Origin of the sequence: Vibrio splendidus, assembly GCF_003345295.1 — a bacterium.
Taxonomy (GTDB): domain Bacteria; phylum Pseudomonadota; class Gammaproteobacteria; order Enterobacterales; family Vibrionaceae; genus Vibrio; species Vibrio splendidus_K.
Map to the genome: position 1 here is coordinate 3,100,628 of NZ_CP031055.1, position 21,702 is coordinate 3,122,329.

At 47.1% G+C, this 21,702-nt stretch carries 9 protein-coding genes, 3 tRNA genes and 6 rRNA genes; 2 read left to right on the forward strand and 16 right to left on the reverse strand.

All coding sequences use genetic code 11. The features are described from left to right. Positions 1 to 782: 782 nt before the first annotated feature. The 15 genes from DUN60_RS13900 to trxA all read right to left on the reverse strand — a co-directional run bounded on the left by DUN60_RS13900 (position 783) and on the right by trxA (position 17,989). Positions 783 to 859: transfer RNA gene (locus DUN60_RS13900), tRNA-Asp, on the reverse strand. 67 nt (positions 860 to 926) lie between these two features. Continuing rightward, a 5S ribosomal RNA gene (gene rrf, locus DUN60_RS13905) occupies positions 927 to 1,042 on the reverse strand. Positions 1,043 to 1,140: 98 nt separating this feature from the next. After that, positions 1,141 to 4,034, reverse strand: a 23S ribosomal RNA gene (locus tag DUN60_RS13910). Positions 4,035 to 4,334: 300 nt separating this feature from the next. Beyond that, positions 4,335 to 4,410 (reverse strand) — tRNA-Ala (locus DUN60_RS13915). 21 nt (positions 4,411 to 4,431) lie between these two features. Then, positions 4,432 to 4,508 (reverse strand) — tRNA-Ile (locus tag DUN60_RS13920). Positions 4,509 to 4,575: 67 nt separating this feature from the next. Further along, positions 4,576 to 6,130: ribosomal RNA gene (locus tag DUN60_RS13925) — 16S ribosomal RNA — on the reverse strand. Positions 6,131 to 6,541: 411 nt separating this feature from the next. Then, a 5S ribosomal RNA gene (rrf, locus tag DUN60_RS13930) occupies positions 6,542 to 6,657 on the reverse strand. 98 nt (positions 6,658 to 6,755) lie between these two features. Further along, positions 6,756 to 9,648, reverse strand: a 23S ribosomal RNA gene (locus tag DUN60_RS13935). A 387-nt stretch (positions 9,649 to 10,035) separates the two neighbouring features. Continuing rightward, positions 10,036 to 11,590 (reverse strand): 16S ribosomal RNA (locus tag DUN60_RS13940). The 16S, 23S and 5S rRNA genes sit together here with 3 tRNA genes alongside, the layout of an rRNA operon. A 566-nt stretch (positions 11,591 to 12,156) precedes the next feature. After that, positions 12,157 to 12,870, reverse strand: coding sequence for an NAD(P)H-flavin reductase (fre, locus tag DUN60_RS13945; RefSeq protein WP_017095446.1), 714 nt, complete (start codon positions 12,868 to 12,870; stop codon positions 12,157 to 12,159). A 20-nt stretch (positions 12,871 to 12,890) separates the two neighbouring features. Further along, on the reverse strand, positions 12,891 to 13,160 hold the full coding sequence (locus DUN60_RS13950) for a 2Fe-2S iron-sulfur cluster-binding protein (protein ID WP_017093291.1): 270 nt from the start codon (positions 13,158 to 13,160) through the stop codon (positions 12,891 to 12,893). Then, positions 13,157 to 14,998 carry a 4-hydroxy-3-polyprenylbenzoate decarboxylase gene (gene ubiD / locus DUN60_RS13955; RefSeq protein ID WP_114634120.1) on the reverse strand — a complete coding sequence of 614 codons (1,842 nt, stop codon included), beginning with the start codon at positions 14,996 to 14,998 and terminating at the stop codon, positions 13,157 to 13,159. Before ubiD ends, DUN60_RS13950 begins: the two co-directional genes overlap by 4 nt. 98 nt (positions 14,999 to 15,096) lie before the next feature. Further along, positions 15,097 to 16,092, reverse strand: coding sequence for a hypothetical protein (locus DUN60_RS13960; RefSeq protein ID WP_004736631.1), 996 nt, complete (start codon positions 16,090 to 16,092; stop codon positions 15,097 to 15,099). Between the two features lie 110 nt (positions 16,093 to 16,202). Next, positions 16,203 to 17,462, reverse strand: coding sequence for a transcription termination factor Rho (gene rho, locus DUN60_RS13965; RefSeq protein WP_029222011.1), 1,260 nt, complete (start codon positions 17,460 to 17,462; stop codon positions 16,203 to 16,205). Between the two features lie 200 nt (positions 17,463 to 17,662). Continuing rightward, the gene (gene trxA, locus DUN60_RS13970) at positions 17,663 to 17,989 is read right to left on the reverse strand and encodes a thioredoxin TrxA (RefSeq protein WP_004736635.1); all 327 of its coding nucleotides are present in this window, start codon (positions 17,987 to 17,989) and stop codon (positions 17,663 to 17,665) included. 111 nt (positions 17,990 to 18,100) lie between these two features. Between trxA and rhlB the strand changes: the two genes are divergently transcribed. Together rhlB and gppA are read left to right on the forward strand one after the other, a co-directional pair. After that, positions 18,101 to 19,411 (forward strand): ATP-dependent RNA helicase RhlB, encoded by a 1,311-nt coding sequence (gene rhlB / locus DUN60_RS13975; RefSeq protein WP_004736636.1) that lies wholly within the window; start codon positions 18,101 to 18,103, stop codon positions 19,409 to 19,411. 6 nt (positions 19,412 to 19,417) lie between these two features. Continuing rightward, complete coding sequence (gene gppA / locus DUN60_RS13980) at positions 19,418 to 20,911, forward strand: guanosine-5'-triphosphate,3'-diphosphate diphosphatase (RefSeq protein ID WP_017095448.1); 1,494 nt, start codon at positions 19,418 to 19,420, stop codon at positions 20,909 to 20,911. A 101-nt stretch (positions 20,912 to 21,012) separates the two neighbouring features. Here gppA and DUN60_RS13985 read toward each other — a convergent pair whose 3' ends face one another. Beyond that, positions 21,013 to 21,684, reverse strand: coding sequence for a 7-cyano-7-deazaguanine/7-aminomethyl-7-deazaguanine transporter (locus tag DUN60_RS13985; RefSeq protein ID WP_004736638.1), 672 nt, complete (start codon positions 21,682 to 21,684; stop codon positions 21,013 to 21,015). Positions 21,685 to 21,702: the final 18 nt, after the last annotated feature.

Genomic DNA, 21,702 nt, shown 5'->3' on the forward strand with positions numbered 1-21,702 from the left:
ACCCAGCTTATTGCTGACCGAAGCATCGTCCATTTTTAATAGGACCTACCTAGCTCGTAACAATCCATAAGTCACACATCTTGATCATGGATTTTCAAATGCTATTAATGCTTTATAAGTACTGATTTTAAGTCATGAGGTTAAATCTTCTTGGAATCCCCCCGCAAGGTTTCCTAAAAAACACTGAGGGATACTTTAGATATATCCGTATGTAGTTTTAGCCAATTATAAAACAAGCTGTTTAGAATCCATTTGAGCTAACTGACAACCTTTATATAGATTTTTGAAGGAATAACGATCAGATAGCTTGGTTTAAGATTGAAGAAGTGAATGTATAGCAGCCGAGTTTCAGACTCTAGACGAAATCAATTCTGGGACACAGCAAAACTCCGAAGTTTAAAGCGCGGCTTAATCATCACTCAACAGAAGTAATTAAGAAGCCACAGCTACTGAGAAAACTCCTGCTAACTTATTAATTAAAATCAATTTGTCATGTTAGATCGCAAAGCCCGGCTATTGCTTAGCACAGCTTTCTAATCAATCGTCGATTCAACGATTACTAGCCAAAACAACCTTTTACGGAAGCCAAAGCCAAGAGTTAAAACACATACCCCAGAAACGACGAAAGCCTAGTCGTCAGACTAGGCTTTCTAATAAGTAGCGGAATGGCCGGGTTGCGGACTTCAAGCAACCCCTTTGTGGGACTCTTCGGCCGAAGGGCAAAACACTTTTCTTGAGATGTAAAAAAGCCCTGCTATTTCTAGCAGGGCTTTTTTAATAAGTGGCGGAGTGGACGGGACTCGAACCCGCGACCCCCGGCGTGACAGGCCGGTATTCTAACCAACTGAACTACCACTCCGCAGTGGTCAACTCACTAAGTGAGCGTCCATATCTCCAGGTCGGTCAACCTAAAGATTTAATTTAAAGCCTGGCGATGTCCTACTCTCACATGGGGAAACCCCACACTACCATCGGCGCTATTGTGTTTCACTTCTGAGTTCGGCATGGAATCAGGTGGGTCCACAATGCTATGGTCGCCAAGCAAATTTTAAAATTCGGAAAGCTTATTTAAAAGTTATTTCTCTTCAAACGCATTCAAGGTCTGGTACTTCTGAGTCCATAAAACCCCTTGGGTGTTGTATGGTTAAGCCTCACGGGCAATTAGTACAGGTTAGCTCAATGCCTCGCAGCACTTACACACCCTGCCTATCAACGTCGTAGTCTACGACAACCCTTTAGGACACTTATAGTGCCAGGGAAAACTCATCTCAAGGCTCGCTTCCCGCTTAGATGCTTTCAGCGGTTATCGATTCCGAACTTAGCTACCGGGCAATGCCATTGGCATGACAACCCGAACACCAGAGGTTCGTCCACTCCGGTCCTCTCGTACTAGGAGCAGCCCCTTTCAATTTTCCAACGCCCACGGCAGATAGGGACCGAACTGTCTCACGACGTTCTAAACCCAGCTCGCGTACCACTTTAAATGGCGAACAGCCATACCCTTGGGACCGACTTCAGCCCCAGGATGTGATGAGCCGACATCGAGGTGCCAAACACCGCCGTCGATATGAACTCTTGGGCGGTATCAGCCTGTTATCCCCGGAGTACCTTTTATCCGTTGAGCGATGGCCCTTCCATTCAGAACCACCGGATCACTATGACCTGCTTTCGCACCTGCTCGAATTGTCATTCTCGCAGTCAAGCGGGCTTATGCCATTGCACTAACCACACGATGTCCAACCGTGTTTAGCCCACCTTCGTGCTCCTCCGTTACTCTTTGGGAGGAGACCGCCCCAGTCAAACTACCCACCAGGCACTGTCCGTAATCCCGATTCAGGGACCAACGTTAGAACATCAAAACTACAAGGGTGGTATTTCAAGGACGACTCCACCACATCTAGCGACGCGGTTTCATAGTCTCCCACCTATCCTACACATGTAGGTTCAATGTTCAGTGCCAAGCTGTAGTAAAGGTTCACGGGGTCTTTCCGTCTAGCCGCGGGTACACTGCATCTTCACAGCGATTTCAATTTCACTGAGTCTCGGGTGGAGACAGCGTGGCCATCATTACGCCATTCGTGCAGGTCGGAACTTACCCGACAAGGAATTTCGCTACCTTAGGACCGTTATAGTTACGGCCGCCGTTTACCGGGGCTTCGATCAAGAGCTTCGACCGAAGTCTAACCCCATCAATTAACCTTCCGGCACCGGGCAGGCGTCACACCGTATACGTCATCTTACGATTTTGCACAGTGCTGTGTTTTTAATAAACAGTTGCAGCCACCTGGTATCTGCGACTCTCGTCTGCTCCATCCGCAAGGGACTTCACTGATAAGAGCGTACCTTCTCCCGAAGTTACGGTACCATTTTGCCTAGTTCCTTCACCCGAGTTCTCTCAAGCGCCTTGGTATTCTCTACCCGACCACCTGTGTCGGTTTGGGGTACGATTCCTTACAATCTGAAGCTTAGAGGCTTTTCCTGGAAGCATGGCATCAATGACTTCACTACCGTAGTAGCTCGACATCGTATCTCAGCGTTAATGAAAGTCCGGATTTACCTAAACTTTCCGCCTACATACTTGAACCTGGACAACCGTCGCCAGGCCCACCTAGCCTTCTCCGTCCCCCCATCGCAATTGTAAGAAGTACGGGAATATTAACCCGTTTCCCATCGACTACGCCTTTCGGCCTCGCCTTAGGAGTCGACTTACCCTGCCCCGATTAACGTTGGACAGGAACCCTTGGTCTTCCGGCGAGGGAGTTTTTCACTCCCTTTATCGTTACTCATGTCAGCATTCGCACTTCTGATACCTCCAGCAGCCCTTACAGACCACCTTCAACGGCTTACAGAACGCTCCCCTACCCCACATACCCTAAGGTACGTAGCCGCAGCTTCGGTGTATAGCTTAGCCCCGTTACATCTTCCGCGCAGGCCGACTCGACCAGTGAGCTATTACGCTTTCTTTAAATGATGGCTGCTTCTAAGCCAACATCCTGGCTGTCTGAGCCTTCCCACATCGTTTCCCACTTAGCTATACTTTGGGACCTTAGCTGGCGGTCTGGGTTGTTTCCCTCTCCACGACGGACGTTAGCACCCGCCGTGTGTCTCCCGGATAGTACTTACTGGTATTCGGAGTTTGCAAAGGGTTGGTAAGTCGGGATGACCCCCTAGCCTTAACAGTGCTCTACCCCCAGTAGTATTCGTCCGAGGCGCTACCTAAATAGCTTTCGGGGAGAACCAGCTATCTCCAGGTTTGATTGGCCTTTCACCCCTAGCCACAAGTCATCCGCTAATTTTTCAACATTAGTCGGTTCGGTCCTCCAGTTGATGTTACTCAACCTTCAACCTGCCCATGGCTAGATCACCTGGTTTCGGGTCTAATCCTAGCAACTGTACGCCCAGTTAAGACTCGGTTTCCCTACGGCTCCCCTAAACGGTTAACCTTGCTACTAAAATTAAGTCGCTGACCCATTATACAAAAGGTACGCAGTCACACCACGAAGGTGCTCCTACTGCTTGTACGTACACGGTTTCAGGTTCTATTTCACTCCCCTCACAGGGGTTCTTTTCGCCTTTCCCTCACGGTACTGGTTCACTATCGGTCAGTCAGTAGTATTTAGCCTTGGAGGATGGTCCCCCCATATTCAGACAGGATATCACGTGTCCCGCCCTACTCGTTTTCACTGATTATGATGTGTCGGTTACGGGGCTATCACCCTTTATTGCGAGACTTTCCAGACTCTTCACCTGCATCATTAAAAGCTTAAGGGCTAATCCAATTTCGCTCGCCGCTACTTTCGGAATCTCGGTTGATTTCTCTTCCTCGGGGTACTTAGATGTTTCAGTTCCCCCGGTTTGCCTCCTGTTGCTATGTATTCACAACAGGATACTTGCTTATGCAAGTGGGTTTCCCCATTCAGGAATCCCAGACTCAAAAGGTTATTACTACCTAATCTGGGCTTATCGCAAGTTATTACGCCTTTCATCGCCTCTGACTGCCAAGGCATCCACCGTGTACGCTTAGTCACTTAACCATACAACCCGAAAGGGTCTTAGCGTATGGCAACTAACCAAGGTTTTTGGTTGTCATCAAGAAGGGTTAATTCTTGATGACTGTTTGCCGGACTCAATTATGAATCAATGTAAACATTGATTCGAATACAAGACACTTGAATGTGTTTGTTGTGTTTATCTAATGAAAGATAAACATTGAGAACTTTTAAATTTGATTGAATTACTCGTAAGTAATCAATCAGTCAGCTTTCCAAATTGTTAAAGAGCTAGATTTCTTTCGAAACCATTTTTAAATATTTTCAGATAAAAACACTTAAAGATGGTGGAGCTATGCGGGATCGAACCGCAGACCTCCTGCGTGCAAGGCAGGCGCTCTCCCAGCTGAGCTATAGCCCCATCTTTGTATCTAATCGATATTGGTGGGTCTGAGTGGACTCGAACCACCGACCTCCCGCTTATCAGGCGAGCGCTCTAACCAGCTGAGCTACAGACCCAATATCGTCTCTTTTACTTTCTAAACCTAATCAATCTGTGTGGACACTCATCGTAAGTATCTTCGTATAAGGAGGTGATCCAGCCCCAGGTTCCCCTAGGGCTACCTTGTTACGACTTCACCCCAGTCATGAACCACAAAGTGGTGAGCGTCCTCCCCGAAAGGTTAAACTACCCACTTCTTTTGCAGCCCACTCCCATGGTGTGACGGGCGGTGTGTACAAGGCCCGGGAACGTATTCACCGTGACATTCTGATTCACGATTACTAGCGATTCCGACTTCATGGAGTCGAGTTGCAGACTCCAATCCGGACTACGACGCACTTTTTGGGATTCGCTCACTATCGCTAGCTTGCTGCCCTCTGTATGCGCCATTGTAGCACGTGTGTAGCCCTACTCGTAAGGGCCATGATGACTTGACGTCGTCCCCACCTTCCTCCGGTTTATCACCGGCAGTCTCCCTGGAGTTCCCGACATTACTCGCTGGCAAACAAGGATAAGGGTTGCGCTCGTTGCGGGACTTAACCCAACATTTCACAACACGAGCTGACGACAGCCATGCAGCACCTGTCTCAGAGCTCCCGAAGGCACACCTGTGTCTCCACTGGCTTCTCTGGATGTCAAGAGTAGGTAAGGTTCTTCGCGTTGCATCGAATTAAACCACATGCTCCACCGCTTGTGCGGGCCCCCGTCAATTCATTTGAGTTTTAATCTTGCGACCGTACTCCCCAGGCGGTCTACTTAACGCGTTAGCTCCGAAAGCCACGGCTCAAGGCCACAACCTCCAAGTAGACATCGTTTACGGCGTGGACTACCAGGGTATCTAATCCTGTTTGCTCCCCACGCTTTCGCATCTGAGTGTCAGTGTCTGTCCAGGGGGCCGCCTTCGCCACTGGTATTCCTTCAGATCTCTACGCATTTCACCGCTACACCTGAAATTCTACCCCCCTCTACAGCACTCTAGTTCACCAGTTTCAAATGCAGTTCCGAGGTTGAGCCCCGGGCTTTCACATCTGACTTAATGAACCACCTGCATGCGCTTTACGCCCAGTAATTCCGATTAACGCTCGCACCCTCCGTATTACCGCGGCTGCTGGCACGGAGTTAGCCGGTGCTTCTTCTGTTGCTAACGTCAAGATGCGCAGCTATTAACTACACACCCTTCCTCACAACTGAAAGTACTTTACAACCCGAAGGCCTTCTTCATACACGCGGCATGGCTGCATCAGGCTTTCGCCCATTGTGCAATATTCCCCACTGCTGCCTCCCGTAGGAGTCTGGACCGTGTCTCAGTTCCAGTGTGGCTGATCATCCTCTCAGACCAGCTAGGGATCGTCGCCTTGGTGAGCCATTACCTCACCAACTAGCTAATCCCACCTAGGCATATCTTGACGCGAGAGGCCCGAAGGTCCCCCTCTTTGGCCCGTAGGCATTATGCGGTATTAGCCATCGTTTCCAATGGTTATCCCCCACATCAAGGCAATTTCCTAGGCATTACTCACCCGTCCGCCGCTCGACGCCCATTAACGCACCCGAAGGATTGTTAGTGTCGTTTCCGCTCGACTTGCATGTGTTAGGCCTGCCGCCAGCGTTCAATCTGAGCCATGATCAAACTCTTCAATTTAAGATTTTGTGACTCAACGAATACTGACTTCAAAACTAATATTTACCGAAGTAAACATGTAATTCTAAAGCTATTACCATTCCAACAGAATGGTAATGAATTGACTGTGCCAAAATTAAGTAAACTTAACTTTGTATTGGTCACTCAGTTCATTGAAATCAAGTTTGTTACCGAAGTAACTGTTTTATCCAAAGGATAAAACGTTTTGATATTCATCAACGAGTGCCCACACAGATTGATAGGTTTAAATTGTTAAAGAGCGTGTTCTCTAAAAAGAGAACGCTTTCAGTGCCTTAGCACGTAAGCAGGACGCGTATAATACGCTTTCCACTTTGAAAGTCAACATAAAACTCTAAGAAACTTAGAACCCTATGGTGACTTGTCTATTAAATAGACAAAGTCGAAATTAAAGCCTGGCGATGTCCTACTCTCACATGGGGAAACCCCACACTACCATCGGCGCTATTGTGTTTCACTTCTGAGTTCGGCATGGAATCAGGTGGGTCCACAATGCTATGGTCGCCAAGCAAATTTTAAAATTCGGAAAGCTTATTTAAAAGTTATTTCTCTTCAAACGCATTCAAGGTCTGGTACTTCTGAGTCCACAAAACCCCTTGGGTGTTGTATGGTTAAGCCTCACGGGCAATTAGTACAGGTTAGCTCAATGCCTCGCAGCACTTACACACCCTGCCTATCAACGTCGTAGTCTACGACAACCCTTTAGGACACTTATAGTGCCAGGGAAAACTCATCTCAAGGCTCGCTTCCCGCTTAGATGCTTTCAGCGGTTATCGATTCCGAACTTAGCTACCGGGCAATGCCATTGGCATGACAACCCGAACACCAGAGGTTCGTCCACTCCGGTCCTCTCGTACTAGGAGCAGCCCCTTTCAATTTTCCAACGCCCACGGCAGATAGGGACCGAACTGTCTCACGACGTTCTAAACCCAGCTCGCGTACCACTTTAAATGGCGAACAGCCATACCCTTGGGACCGACTTCAGCCCCAGGATGTGATGAGCCGACATCGAGGTGCCAAACACCGCCGTCGATATGAACTCTTGGGCGGTATCAGCCTGTTATCCCCGGAGTACCTTTTATCCGTTGAGCGATGGCCCTTCCATTCAGAACCACCGGATCACTATGACCTGCTTTCGCACCTGCTCGAATTGTCATTCTCGCAGTCAAGCGGGCTTATGCCATTGCACTAACCACACGATGTCCAACCGTGTTTAGCCCACCTTCGTGCTCCTCCGTTACTCTTTGGGAGGAGACCGCCCCAGTCAAACTACCCACCAGGCACTGTCCGTAATCCCGATTCAGGGACCAACGTTAGAACATCAAAACTACAAGGGTGGTATTTCAAGGACGACTCCATCACATCTAGCGACGCAATTTCATAGTCTCCCACCTATCCTACACATGTAGGTTCAATGTTCAGTGCCAAGCTGTAGTAAAGGTTCACGGGGTCTTTCCGTCTAGCCGCGGGTACACTGCATCTTCACAGCGATTTCAATTTCACTGAGTCTCGGGTGGAGACAGCGTGGCCATCATTACGCCATTCGTGCAGGTCGGAACTTACCCGACAAGGAATTTCGCTACCTTAGGACCGTTATAGTTACGGCCGCCGTTTACCGGGGCTTCGATCAAGAGCTTCGACCGAAGTCTAACCCCATCAATTAACCTTCCGGCACCGGGCAGGCGTCACACCGTATACGTCATCTTACGATTTTGCACAGTGCTGTGTTTTTAATAAACAGTTGCAGCCACCTGGTATCTGCGACTCTCGTCTGCTCCATCCGCAAGGGACTTCACTGATAAGAGCGTACCTTCTCCCGAAGTTACGGTACCATTTTGCCTAGTTCCTTCACCCGAGTTCTCTCAAGCGCCTTGGTATTCTCTACCCGACCACCTGTGTCGGTTTGGGGTACGATTCCTTACAATCTGAAGCTTAGAGGCTTTTCCTGGAAGCATGGCATCAATGACTTCACTACCGTAGTAGCTCGACATCGTATCTCAGCGTTAAGAAAGTCCGGATTTACCTAAACTTTCCGCCTACATACTTGAACCTGGACAACCGTCGCCAGGCCCACCTAGCCTTCTCCGTCCCCCCATCGCAATTGTAAGAAGTACGGGAATATTAACCCGTTTCCCATCGACTACGCCTTTCGGCCTCGCCTTAGGAGTCGACTTACCCTGCCCCGATTAACGTTGGACAGGAACCCTTGGTCTTCCGGCGAGGGAGTTTTTCACTCCCTTTATCGTTACTCATGTCAGCATTCGCACTTCTGATACCTCCAGCAGCCCTTACAGACCACCTTCAACGGCTTACAGAACGCTCCCCTACCCCACATACCCTAAGGTACGTAGCCGCAGCTTCGGTGTATAGCTTAGCCCCGTTACATCTTCCGCGCAGGCCGACTCGACCAGTGAGCTATTACGCTTTCTTTAAATGATGGCTGCTTCTAAGCCAACATCCTGGCTGTCTGAGCCTTCCCACATCGTTTCCCACTTAGCTATACTTTGGGACCTTAGCTGGCGGTCTGGGTTGTTTCCCTCTCCACGACGGACGTTAGCACCCGCCGTGTGTCTCCCGGATAGTACTTACTGGTATTCGGAGTTTGCAAAGGGTTGGTAAGTCGGGATGACCCCCTAGCCTTAACAGTGCTCTACCCCCAGTAGTATTCGTCCGAGGCGCTACCTAAATAGCTTTCGGGGAGAACCAGCTATCTCCAGGTTTGATTGGCCTTTCACCCCTAGCCACAAGTCATCCGCTAATTTTTCAACATTAGTCGGTTCGGTCCTCCAGTTGATGTTACTCAACCTTCAACCTGCCCATGGCTAGATCACCTGGTTTCGGGTCTAATCCTAGCAACTGTACGCCCAGTTAAGACTCGGTTTCCCTACGGCTCCCCTAAACGGTTAACCTTGCTACTAAAATTAAGTCGCTGACCCATTATACAAAAGGTACGCAGTCACACCACGAAGGTGCTCCTACTGCTTGTACGTACACGGTTTCAGGTTCTATTTCACTCCCCTCACAGGGGTTCTTTTCGCCTTTCCCTCACGGTACTGGTTCACTATCGGTCAGTCAGTAGTATTTAGCCTTGGAGGATGGTCCCCCCATATTCAGACAGGATATCACGTGTCCCGCCCTACTCGTTTTCACTGATTATGATGTGTCGGTTACGGGGCTATCACCCTTTATTGCGAGACTTTCCAGACTCTTCACCTGCATCATTAAAAGCTTAAGGGCTAATCCAATTTCGCTCGCCGCTACTTTCGGAATCTCGGTTGATTTCTCTTCCTCGGGGTACTTAGATGTTTCAGTTCCCCCGGTTTGCCTCCTGTTGCTATGTATTCACAACAGGATACTTGCTTATGCAAGTGGGTTTCCCCATTCAGGAATCCCAGACTCAAAAGGTTATTACTACCTAATCTGGGCTTATCGCAAGTTATTACGCCTTTCATCGCCTCTGACTGCCAAGGCATCCACCGTGTACGCTTAGTCACTTAACCATACAACCCGAAAGGGTTTCTATTTGCTTTCACTTTAAAAAGTGAAGACAAATAAGCGTATGGCAACTAACCAAGGTTTTTGGTTGTCATCAAGAAGGGTTAATTCTTGATGACTGTTTGCCGGACTCAATTGTGAATCAAATAAATTTGATTCGAATACAAGACACTTGAATGTGTTTGTTGTGTTTATCTAATGAAAGATAAACATTGAGAACTTTTAAATTTGATTGAATTACTCGTAAGTAATCAATCAGTCAGCTTTCCAAATTGTTAAAGAGCATAAAGCAAAAAGCTTTAATCAATAACTTACGTTATTAATTAAAGCTCTGGCTTTAACTAAATCTAAACCATCAATCTGTGTGGACACTCATCGTAAGTATCTTCGTATAAGGAGGTGATCCAGCCCCAGGTTCCCCTAGGGCTACCTTGTTACGACTTCACCCCAGTCATGAACCACAAAGTGGTGAGCGTCCTCCCCGAAAGGTTAAACTACCCACTTCTTTTGCAGCCCACTCCCATGGTGTGACGGGCGGTGTGTACAAGGCCCGGGAACGTATTCACCGTGACATTCTGATTCACGATTACTAGCGATTCCGACTTCATGGAGTCGAGTTGCAGACTCCAATCCGGACTACGACGCACTTTTTGGGATTCGCTCACTATCGCTAGCTTGCTGCCCTCTGTATGCGCCATTGTAGCACGTGTGTAGCCCTACTCGTAAGGGCCATGATGACTTGACGTCGTCCCCACCTTCCTCCGGTTTATCACCGGCAGTCTCCCTGGAGTTCCCGACATTACTCGCTGGCAAACAAGGATAAGGGTTGCGCTCGTTGCGGGACTTAACCCAACATTTCACAACACGAGCTGACGACAGCCATGCAGCACCTGTCTCAGAGTTCCCGAAGGCACACCTGTGTCTCCACTGGCTTCTCTGGATGTCAAGAGTAGGTAAGGTTCTTCGCGTTGCATCGAATTAAACCACATGCTCCACCGCTTGTGCGGGCCCCCGTCAATTCATTTGAGTTTTAATCTTGCGACCGTACTCCCCAGGCGGTCTACTTAACGCGTTAGCTCCGAAAGCCACGGCTCAAGGCCACAACCTCCAAGTAGACATCGTTTACGGCGTGGACTACCAGGGTATCTAATCCTGTTTGCTCCCCACGCTTTCGCATCTGAGTGTCAGTGTCTGTCCAGGGGGCCGCCTTCGCCACTGGTATTCCTTCAGATCTCTACGCATTTCACCGCTACACCTGAAATTCTACCCCCCTCTACAGCACTCTAGTTCACCAGTTTCAAATGCAGTTCCGAGGTTGAGCCCCGGGCTTTCACATCTGACTTAATGAACCACCTGCATGCGCTTTACGCCCAGTAATTCCGATTAACGCTCGCACCCTCCGTATTACCGCGGCTGCTGGCACGGAGTTAGCCGGTGCTTCTTCTGTTGCTAACGTCAAGATGCGCAGCTATTAACTACACACCCTTCCTCACAACTGAAAGTACTTTACAACCCGAAGGCCTTCTTCATACACGCGGCATGGCTGCATCAGGCTTTCGCCCATTGTGCAATATTCCCCACTGCTGCCTCCCGTAGGAGTCTGGACCGTGTCTCAGTTCCAGTGTGGCTGATCATCCTCTCAGACCAGCTAGGGATCGTCGCCTTGGTGAGCCATTACCTCACCAACTAGCTAATCCCACCTAGGCATATCTTGACGCGAGAGGCCCGAAGGTCCCCCTCTTTGGCCCGTAGGCATTATGCGGTATTAGCCATCGTTTCCAATGGTTATCCCCCACATCAAGGCAATTTCCTAGGCATTACTCACCCGTCCGCCGCTCGACGCCCATTAACGCACCCGAAGGGTTGTTAGTGTCGTTTCCGCTCGACTTGCATGTGTTAGGCCTGCCGCCAGCGTTCAATCTGAGCCATGATCAAACTCTTCAATTTAAGATTTTGTGACTCAACGAATACTGACTTCAAAACTAATATTTACCGAAGTAAACATGTAATTCTAAAGCTATTACCATTCCAACAGAATGGTAATGAATTGACTGTGCCGAATAACTACAAGTAGTTAAACGTATTGGTCACTCAGTTCATTGAAATCAATTTTGATTCCGAAGAATCTGTTTTATCTAACGATAAAACGTTTTGATATTCATCAACGAGTGCCCACACAGATTGATAGGTTTAAATTGTTAAAGAGCTTCACTTGTTGAGCGTTCCTTTTAAGTAAGGAGCCTCTCTAAGTGGACGGCCATTCTAGCGAATTAACATTCAGTGTCAAACACTTTTTGAAAATTAATTTTTTGTCGCTTTCCGTCTAACTGATTGTTGCTGAAGCCTTGTGGCGTCTGCCGTCTCAGTGGTGTCGCATTATAGGGAACCCACTCAGCTTAGCAACTACTTTTTCATAAAAAATGAATAAATAGGGGTTAACTGCCTAATAGTTCACCTAAACAGAAAAAAGAGAACATTTCTGCTCTCTTTTCGCTCAAAACCCAAAAGAATTCTTAGATAAATGCGTAAGCATCTGCGTACATATGGTCACGTTTTGCTTCTTTATTCTGAGTAAACATGTCTCTTGCAGCGCCTGCCATTTCGAAACGACCCGCAATGTAGATATCGAAATCAGCTAATGATTCGAAACTTTGCGTGATTGCTTCTAATACATTACCCGTTTGGCCATGCCAAACTTCAGGTGCTTCTTCTACTACTGGTACAAAATGTACATTGCTGTGTTTTGCTGCAATGTCGACAAGCTCTTCTTTCGCATACAGCTGACACTCATCTTTTGCACCCCAGTATAGATGAATCTCTTTTTTACTGTTCTGCGCGATGCAGTGATCGAGAATAGAGCGCACGTAGCTAAAGCCAGTACCACCAGCAATTAGTAACAGAGGACGATCGCTTTCTTCTTTAACCCACGCATCACCGTGCGGAGCATCAATAGCTATATCGCCATCTTCAGCTTGTGCTTTCTTCATTGCCTCAACGACTTCTGAAGCGTAAGCATTGTGCTCAGCTGCACCAATGTGTAACTCAAGCTCGCCTTCATGGCGACAAGGGCTACTTGCAATCGAAAATGGACGCTTATCTTTCTCGCCCATTTCAACCATCAGATATTGGCCCGCTTTAAAAGCGACCGGTGTTTCTGGGTGAAGTAGGATTTGGTAAGTATTACAAGCCAAAGGCTCGATAGACTTCACTTTACATTTAATAGTCATGTTCTTCCTCTTACTAACCCTTAATCGGCAAAGGTTAGAACTAAATTACTTTCTGCAAATGCTTGGCAAGCAAAAATCCAACCTTGTTGCTGCTCTTTCTCTGTAAGCATGGGTTCAAGATGGTAACTCACTTGCCCTTCTAATTTTCTGCACATACACATCGCGCATGCGCCGACTTGGCAACGGTTTGGGAAATAGATATCGCTGTTGAGCGCAGCATCCAAGACCGTTTGCCCTTTTTCTACGGTAAAACTGATGCTTTCTGGGTATAAGACTACTTGGTAGCTCATGAAATTCCTAGCTGTTCCCAGATGCTATCAATCTTTTTAACGACATCAGGATCTTTTGTGATTGGAACACCCCACTCACGCAGGCATTCGCCTTCCCACTTATTGGTCGCATCTAGACCCATTTTTGAGTGTCCTGTTTCATTCTGTAGGAACAACGTATCTCTGGCCGGATCCATTCTTGTGGTCACCGCCCAAATAATGTCATTCCAATCACTCACGTTGACATCGCCGTCACACACGATAACAAACTTGTTCTCATCAAATTGAGACCAAACCGCTTCCATGATTTTCTTACCATTACCTGCAGCTTGCTTATCAATAGACACCACAACCATGTTGGCATTATCGTTTTGCAGGTGAATATCAATAATTTCAGGTTGAGTCTTGGTTAACTCAGCTAAGCTGCCCTCTATATGCTCACTATTTACAGGTGCTGATTCGATATCTGGCGATAGTGCTAACTCGGCATCCCACTTCTTAGTGATGTCTAAGCCCATCTTAGAGCCTAACCCAACCACGGGTGATGCAAAATCCAATGAATCGATCGGCGTGTTCTCTATCATCAGGCTATCGCGTGACGGATCCATATGTTCACACATAGCAGCGGTCACTTGAGACCAGTCTCGTGCATTCACATCTTCATCGCACACCAATACAAACTTGGTGTACATGAATTGGCGTAAGAAAGACCATACACCCATCATCACTCGCTTGGCGTGACCTGGGTATTGCTTCTTCATGGTCACTACTGCCATTCGGTATGAACAACCTTCAGGCGGTAGATAGAAGTCTTCAATCTCTGGGAACTGCTTTTGAAGAATAGGAACAAACACTTCATTTAACGCAACACCCAATACCGCAGGCTCATCAGGTGGACGGCCAGTATAGGTGCTGTGATAGATAGGGTTTTCGCGCATGGTTACATGAGTAATAGTGAACACATGGTGCTTTTCTTTCTCGTTGTAGTAACCAGTATGATCTCCGTAAGGCCCTTCGTCCGCGAACTCATTCGGGTCGATGTAACCTTCCATCACGATTTCCGCACTTGCAGGAACGTCCAAGTCATTGCTGATTGATTTAACAACCTCAGTTTTACTACCGCGTAGTAAGCCTGCAAACGCGTATTCCGATAAAGTATCCGGCACTGGCGTAACCGCACCAAGAATGGTGGCAGGATCTGCTCCAAACGCTACAGAGACTGGGAATGGTTTGCCTGGGTTTGTTTCCATCCAATCACGCAGATCAAGCGCTCCACCACGGTGGGCTAACCAACGCATAATGACTTTATTCTTGCCGATCTTTTGCTGGCGATAGATGCCTAAGTTTTGGCGTTTCTTATTAGGACCGCGAGTAACCGTTAATCCCCATGTTAGCAATGGCGCGACATCGTCGGCCCAACAGCTCATCACGGGGATTTTATCTAGGTCGACGTCATCACCCTGCCATATCACTTGTTGGCATGCCGCTTTACGAAGACGTTTAGCTGGCATATTTAAGACTTGCTTAAACACCGGCAGTTTATCGAGAGCGTCTTTAAAGCCTTTTGGTGGCTCAGGTTCCTTCAGGTAAGCTAACAACTTACCCACTTCACGCAGTTCTTTCACTTCCTGACGACCCATACCAATAGCCACACGATTAGGTGTGCCAAATAGATTGGTTAAAACAGGCATGTCATAGCCTATTGGATTTTCAAATAAAAGAGCCGGGCCACCAGCACGTAGAGTACGGTCGCTAATCTCGGTCATTTCATAGTCTGGATCGACTGGGTGAGAAATGCGTTTCAACTGACCAATACTTTCAAGATGGTCGATAAAATCACGTAAATCTTTAAAACTCATAGGACTTCTACATGCTGATTATTCTGCGCTCAGTATATCAAAAAGGGTGACGCTGAGATCCCCCTTTTTAGTGTGGTTATTGAGAGGCAAAATCCACTTTACGGTAATGCTTGCTCGATCAAAGAGCTCTTCACCTGAGGGTTATCATTTACAAGATCTTGCAACCATCGCGTATGACCTTGTTTGGCTAATTCACGGGCGACTAATGGCGCTTCATCGGCAATCGCCATCCTAGAGACAAGAAACTCCTTCACCTCTTCTGATAGCGGGTTAACCTTGGTAAGCAAAGTAATCGCTTCATCTTTCAAACGAGGGTTCTTAGTCGCAGCCATTACTTGTTCAAGTGCGAACGCTTGTTTGGTTTCAGCAAGGCGGACTAGCTCAGCTTGGCTATGATAATCGGCCTTCATTCGCCATAGAATCTTGTAGACCTCTGGGTCTTCGCTCACTTGCGCTAATCGAACCACCACCTCAGTAGAAGGTAGCCAGCTAACAATCGAGGAGGCCGTGAGTTGCTTAGTCAGATAATCAACCGCTTCAGGAGACAAACTGTCTAGCTCTCTGATTAACAATGCTTCTCGTGTTTGAACTTGATGCTCAGATCCAGATAACCACTCTTTTAGGTCGAGTTCTTGTTTCTCTGCATCTAACACAAACACCAGCGTCTTCTGGTCTTGGCGCCACTGTTTGATGAGCCGGTTGGCAATCGAAGGGTAATTAAAGGCAGGTACCGTAAACTCATAACCATCTCCACGCTCTAAAACTTGGTAAGTTGGCGTGATAGCGAGTTGCTGCTCAATGAAGATAGACATCTTGGGGGTGAGGACAATTTTTTGCTGTTCGAGCTTCTTCAAGAGTTGGTAACGAGCCACTTCTTGTTGGGGAAATGTCAGACGCTCAAGCGCGAAGCGCAGCGAATTAACTTCGTCACGTACGACAAATTCGAGTAATTCAGCAGTTTTCAGTTTTACTTGATCATTCTCAAGCCAAGACTCTACTGTAATTGGAGACATCTCGGTGGCATAGCTCATACCGACCGGGGAAAGTAACAGTGAAGTAGACAGGAGTAATGATGACAACAGTCCATGTTGCATTTTAACTTCCTTTTAACACTTTTGCTCATTCTGCAAGCTGTCGCTATAAAATGCAAATAAAAAGCGCCACCCGAAGGCAGCGCTTTTTAATAACTATCAGCTAATCAAGACTACTGACGACGCATTGCGTCAAAGAACTCATCGTTCGTTTTAGTCATTGCTAACTTATCGATAAGGAATTCCATTGCATCAGTTTCGCCCATAGGGTGAACAATCTTACGCAGGATCCACATCTTCTGTAGTTCATCGCTCTTAGTAAGAAGCTCTTCACGACGAGTACCAGAGCGGTTGAAATCAATCGCTGGGAATACGCGCTTTTCAGCAATCTTACGGTTAAGGTGCAGTTCCATGTTACCTGTACCTTTGAATTCTTCGTAGATTACTTCATCCATCTTAGAACCAGTATCAACCAGTGCTGTTGCGATGATAGTTAAGCTACCGCCTTCTTCTACGTTACGTGCCGCACCGAAGAAACGCTTTGGACGATGTAGAGCATTCGCATCAACACCACCAGTAAGAACTTTACCTGATGAAGGAATAACAGTGTTGTAAGCACGAGCTAGACGAGTGATTGAGTCCAGTAGGATAACCACGTCTTTTTTGTGTTCAACAAGACGCTTCGCCTTCTCAATTACCATTTCTGCAACTTGCACGTGGCGAGATGCTGGCTCATCGAAAGTCGATGCGATTACTTCGCCTTTAACTAGGCGCTGCATTTCTGTTACTTCTTCTGGACGCTCATCGATAAGTAGAACCATTAGTTCACACTCAGGATGGTTGCGTGCAATGCTTTGTGCAATATTTTGCAGAAGCATTGTTTTACCTGCTTTAGGCGGAGCAACAATCAGACCACGCTGGCCTTTACCTATAGGTGAAGCAAGGTCAAGAATTCGAGCTGTGATATCTTCAGTCGCACCATTACCCGCTTCCATCACCATACGTTCGTTGGCGTGAAGAGGAGTCAGGTTTTCAAAAAGGATTTTGTTACGAGCGTTGTCTGGCTTGTCGTAGTTAACCGTGTTTACTTTAAGCAGTGCAAAGTAACGTTCGCCATCTTTAGGTGGACGGATTTTACCGCCAATCGAGTCACCGGTGCGAAGGTTAAAACGACGAATCTGGCTTGGTGATACGTAAATATCATCTGGCCCAGCAAGGTACGAACTGTCGCCGCTACGCAGGAAACCAAAACCGTCTTGAAGAATTTCTAGAACACCATCACCAAAGATGTCTTCACCACTTTTTGCATGCGCTTTAAGGATGGAGAAGATAATGTCTTGTTTTCTTAGGCGAGCTTGATTTTCAAGACCTAGGCTTTCGCTAAGTTTAACAAGTTCAGACACAGGTCTGTTCTTCAGTTCAGTAAGATTCATAGTGGTGGAAGTTTGTTTAGTCAAAATAGGATCTGTTTTCTTAAGTTAAGAAGGAGTTGGTCACAGGATCGACCAAGAAGAGAAATTCGTTCAATTAACGTGCGATAAATTAGCACTAAAACTAAGAGTAGTCCATAGCTTAGAAAAAACAAAACCGCGCATTTGTTAACTGCGCGGTTTCTTTTCAAAGGCTCACCTAATTAAAGGTTAGCGTCTAGGAACTCTTTAAGTTGAGTTTTAGACAATGCACCAACTTTAGTTGCTGCTACGCCGCCATCTTTGAAAAGAAGCAGCGTTGGAATGCCACGAATACCAAATTTTGGTGGAGTTCCAGCATTTTGGTCGATATTTAATTTACCGATTGTGAGCTTGCCTTCGTACTCGTTTGCGATTTCATCAAGAATCGGCGCAATCATTTTACATGGACCACACCATTCTGCCCAAAAATCAACAAGAACAGGGCCTGCAGCATTGATTACATCGTTATCAAAACCGTCATCAGTTAGCTGCAAAATCTTATCACTCATCTTCCACTCCAATGTATTTTTTAGAACTGGTTGGATGATAACCAGTAAATAGATGCCCTATTGGAATGTATTTACTTTCGTATTGCAAGCTTAAGCTGATATTCTATAGCAATGAAAAAGACGCATATCACAGAGCAAAAGTTCGCCGACTTGGATTTACTTCCTCAAGTCATTGAAGGATTGGAGAAAAAAGGGTTCGATTATTGTACCCCTATCCAAGCCTTGGCGCTCCCGGTACTGCTCACCGGCCAAGACATTGCAGGCCAGGCCCAAACGGGTACTGGTAAAACGCTTGCGTTTCTAACTGCTACTTTTAACCACCTGCTAAAAACACCTGAGCATGAAGGGCGTAAGCCTAACCAGCCACGTGCAATTATTATGGCACCAACGCGTGAACTCGCGATTCAGATCTACAACGATGCTGACTCTCTGGTTGAAAGCACGGGTATCAAAGCAGCACTCGCTTACGGTGGCGAAAGCTACGACAAGCAGCTAGGTAAGATCGAAGAAGGCGCAGATATCTTAATTGGTACGACTGGCCGTATCATCGATTTCTACAAGCAAAAGGTATTTAACCTTAACCACATTCAAGCTGTTGTGCTTGATGAAGCCGATCGTATGTTTGATCTGGGCTTTATTAAAGACATTCGCTTCTTGTTCCGCCGTATGCCTGAGCCAAAAGATCGCCTGAACATGCTGTTCTCTGCGACGCTGTCTTACCGCGTACAAGAGCTAGCGTTCGAGCACATGCACAACCCAGAGCACGTGGTTGTTGAGCCTGAGCGTAAAACAGGTCACCGCATTCAAGAAGAGCTGTTCTACCCTTCTAACGAACATAAGATGGCTCTTCTACAAACGTTAATCGAAGAAGAATGGCCAGATCGCGCAATCATCTTCGCTAACACGAAGCACAAATGTGAATCAGTTTGGGGCCACTTGGCTGCCGATGGTCACCGTGTAGGCCTGCTAACGGGTGATGTTCCTCAGAAGAAACGTGAAAAGATTCTTGAGCAGTTCACCAAAGGTGATGTTGACCTTCTTGTCGCAACGGATGTTGCAGCTCGTGGCCTACACATTCCTCAAGTAACACACGTATTCAACTTCGACCTACCTGATGATTGCGAAGATTACGTTCACCGTATCGGTCGTACAGGTCGTGCTGGTGAAAGCGGTCACTCGATCAGCTTTGCTTGTGAAGATTACGCAATCAACTTGCCACCAATCGAAGAATACATTGAGCATGCTATCCCAATGTCTGACTACGATGCTTCTGCACTACTAGAAGATCTGCCAGCACCGATGCGCTTACGTACACGTAACCCGCAACAACGCCGCTCAAACAACAATGGCCCACGCAACGGTAACCGTAAACCAAACCAGAACCGTCGCCCACGCCAACCGCGTCATAACAAGGAAGCTTAGTCGCTTATGAGTCAAACAGTGTCACCCCCGCTTTATGCTGCAATCGACCTCGGGTCGAACAGTTTTCATATGCTCGTTGTGCGTCACATCGATGGCAGCGTACAAACCATGGCTAAGATTAAGCGTAAAGTGCGTTTAGCAGCAGGCTTAAATGAAAATAATGCGCTTAGTACAGAAGCTATGCAGCGCGGTTGGGACTGTTTGAGTCTCTTTGCAGAGCGACTGCAAGATATTCCAAAAGAAAATATCCGCATTGTGGGTACAGCGACCCTACGTACCGCTATCAATGTGGATATATTTCTAGAGAAAGCGAACCAGATCCTTGGTTACGACATCAATGTTATCTCTGGTGAAGAAGAAGCTGCGACTATCTATAAAGGCGTAGCACACACTTCTGGTGGCAGCGGCCGCCGACTAGTGGTTGATATTGGTGGCGCAAGCACCGAAATGATCATAGGTGAAGGCTTCTCAGCGAAAGCACTAACTAGCCTGAAGATGGGCTGTGTTACCTGGCTTGAGCGCCACTTTAAAGATCGCCAATTAACCGCAACCAACTTTAACAATGCCATTGAAGCGGCTAAGTCTACGTTGGCTCCTATTCTAGATAGCTACACGGATATTGGATGGGATGTGTGTGTTGGTGCCAGTGGTACCGTTCAAGCACTGCAAGAAATCATGTTGGCGCAAGGCATGGATGAAGTCATTACTCATGCCAAGCTTAAGCGTCTACAGAAACAAGCCATGATTACCGAGCGCTTGGAAGAGCTAGAAATAGAAGGATTGACCCTAGAGCGTGCACTCGTGTTCCCAAGTGGCCTTTCTATTCTTATCGCTATTTTTGAGCTACTTGAAATTGATTCAATGACACTCGCAGGCGGTGCACTCCGTGAAGGCCTAGCCTACGAGATGGTGGATGAACTTCGCCAAGAAGATATTCGAGCGCGTACCGTCAAGAGCGTGCAATCACGCTATCAAATGGACGTAAGCTACGGTGAACAAGTTGCTGTAGTCGCACAAACTCTGTTAGAGCAAGCGGGCGCCGAAGAGTGGGTTTCAGAGCCTCAAGCTGGCGTGCTATTGCAAACCGCAGCTAAGCTTCATGAGATTGGTTTAACCATCGATTTCAAAAAAGGCGGCGAGCACAGCGCTTACCTACTGCAGAACTTAGACCTGCCAGGCTTTACTCGAGCGCAAAAGCACTACTTGGGTGAGTTAACTCGCCGCTACCGTGAACAGTTAACCTCATTGCCTGAGCAACATGCAATCTCAGGCACCAGCAGCAAGCGTATTTTACGAATTCTACGCTTAGCTATTTTGCTGACTCACCGTCGTAATCCAGCGCTAGAGCCTGAGTTTAAGCTTGCAACCGATGGTAACAACCTGACCTTGACGCTTTCTAAGCAATGGCTAGCAGACAATCCGCTGACAGCTGCTGAGCTAGAGATCGAATCGAACCGCCAAACCGATATTGGCTGGCCATTGAATATTGAATGCCTCTGATATTAGTATCTGACGCTAGAAATTAAAAAAGCCCAAGTTAGTAGACTAACTTGGGCTTTTTCTTATCGCAGCATTAATGCTTTGCGTTACAAATCTCAAACTTAAGCGTTAACACCTGTCGCTTTAAAATCAGGGTTCACTGCGGTTAACTTCTTAACCACGTAATTAAGAAGCACACCGTACATAGGCACGAACAAACCTAAGCTAATGATGAGTTTGAATCCGTAATCAACCAACGCAATCTCAGTCCAGTGCTCAGCCATGAATGGATCTGGGCTTTGGTAGAAGGCAATCGCAAAGAACGCGATGGTATCAATGGCATTACCAAAAAGTGTCGAACACGTTGGCGCAACCCACCATTGCTTCATTTGGCGTAAGCGGTTGAACACATGCACATCCAAGATCTGACCGAGCAAATAAGCCATGAAGCTTGCCGCTGCGATGCGTGCAACAAACAGGTTGAACTCGCCTAGTTGGCTAAAGCCTTGGAATGAACCTTCAAAGAAAACCACAGACAATAAATAAGAAACGGCCAGTGCAGGCAACATCACTAAGAAAATGATTTTACGAGCAAGCTGCGCGCCAAAAATGCGTACTGTGAGATCGGTCGCTAGGAAGATAAACGGGAAAGTGAAAGCACCCCAAGTGGTGTGCATACCGAAGACGGTAAAAGGTAGCTGAACCAAATAGTTGCTTGACGCAATAATGACCAAATGGAACAAAACTAATAGTGCTAGGGCTTTGCGCTGTTGCGCAGGGGTAAAGTTACTCATGCTGTACCTTTTTAGTTT

Excerpts from the sequence above, each read along its gene's own strand:
- fre (WP_017095446.1), bottom strand. The coding sequence starts at position 12,870 with ATGACTATTAAATGTAAAGTGAAGTCTATCGAGCCTTTGGCTTGTAAT.
- DUN60_RS13950 (WP_017093291.1), bottom strand. The coding sequence starts at position 13,160 with ATGAGCTACCAAGTAGTCTTATACCCAGAAAGCATCAGTTTTACCGTA.
- ubiD (WP_114634120.1), bottom strand. The coding sequence starts at position 14,998 with ATGAGTTTTAAAGATTTACGTGATTTTATCGACCATCTTGAAAGTATT.
- DUN60_RS13960 (WP_004736631.1), bottom strand. The coding sequence starts at position 16,092 with ATGCAACATGGACTGTTGTCATCATTACTCCTGTCTACTTCACTGTTA.
- rho (WP_029222011.1), bottom strand. The coding sequence starts at position 17,462 with ATGAATCTTACTGAACTGAAGAACAGACCTGTGTCTGAACTTGTTAAA.
- trxA (WP_004736635.1), bottom strand. The coding sequence starts at position 17,989 with ATGAGTGATAAGATTTTGCAGCTAACTGATGACGGTTTTGATAACGAT.
- rhlB (WP_004736636.1), top strand. The coding sequence starts at position 18,101 with ATGAAAAAGACGCATATCACAGAGCAAAAGTTCGCCGACTTGGATTTA.
- gppA (WP_017095448.1), top strand. The coding sequence starts at position 19,418 with ATGAGTCAAACAGTGTCACCCCCGCTTTATGCTGCAATCGACCTCGGG.
- DUN60_RS13985 (WP_004736638.1), bottom strand. The coding sequence starts at position 21,684 with ATGAGTAACTTTACCCCTGCGCAACAGCGCAAAGCCCTAGCACTATTA.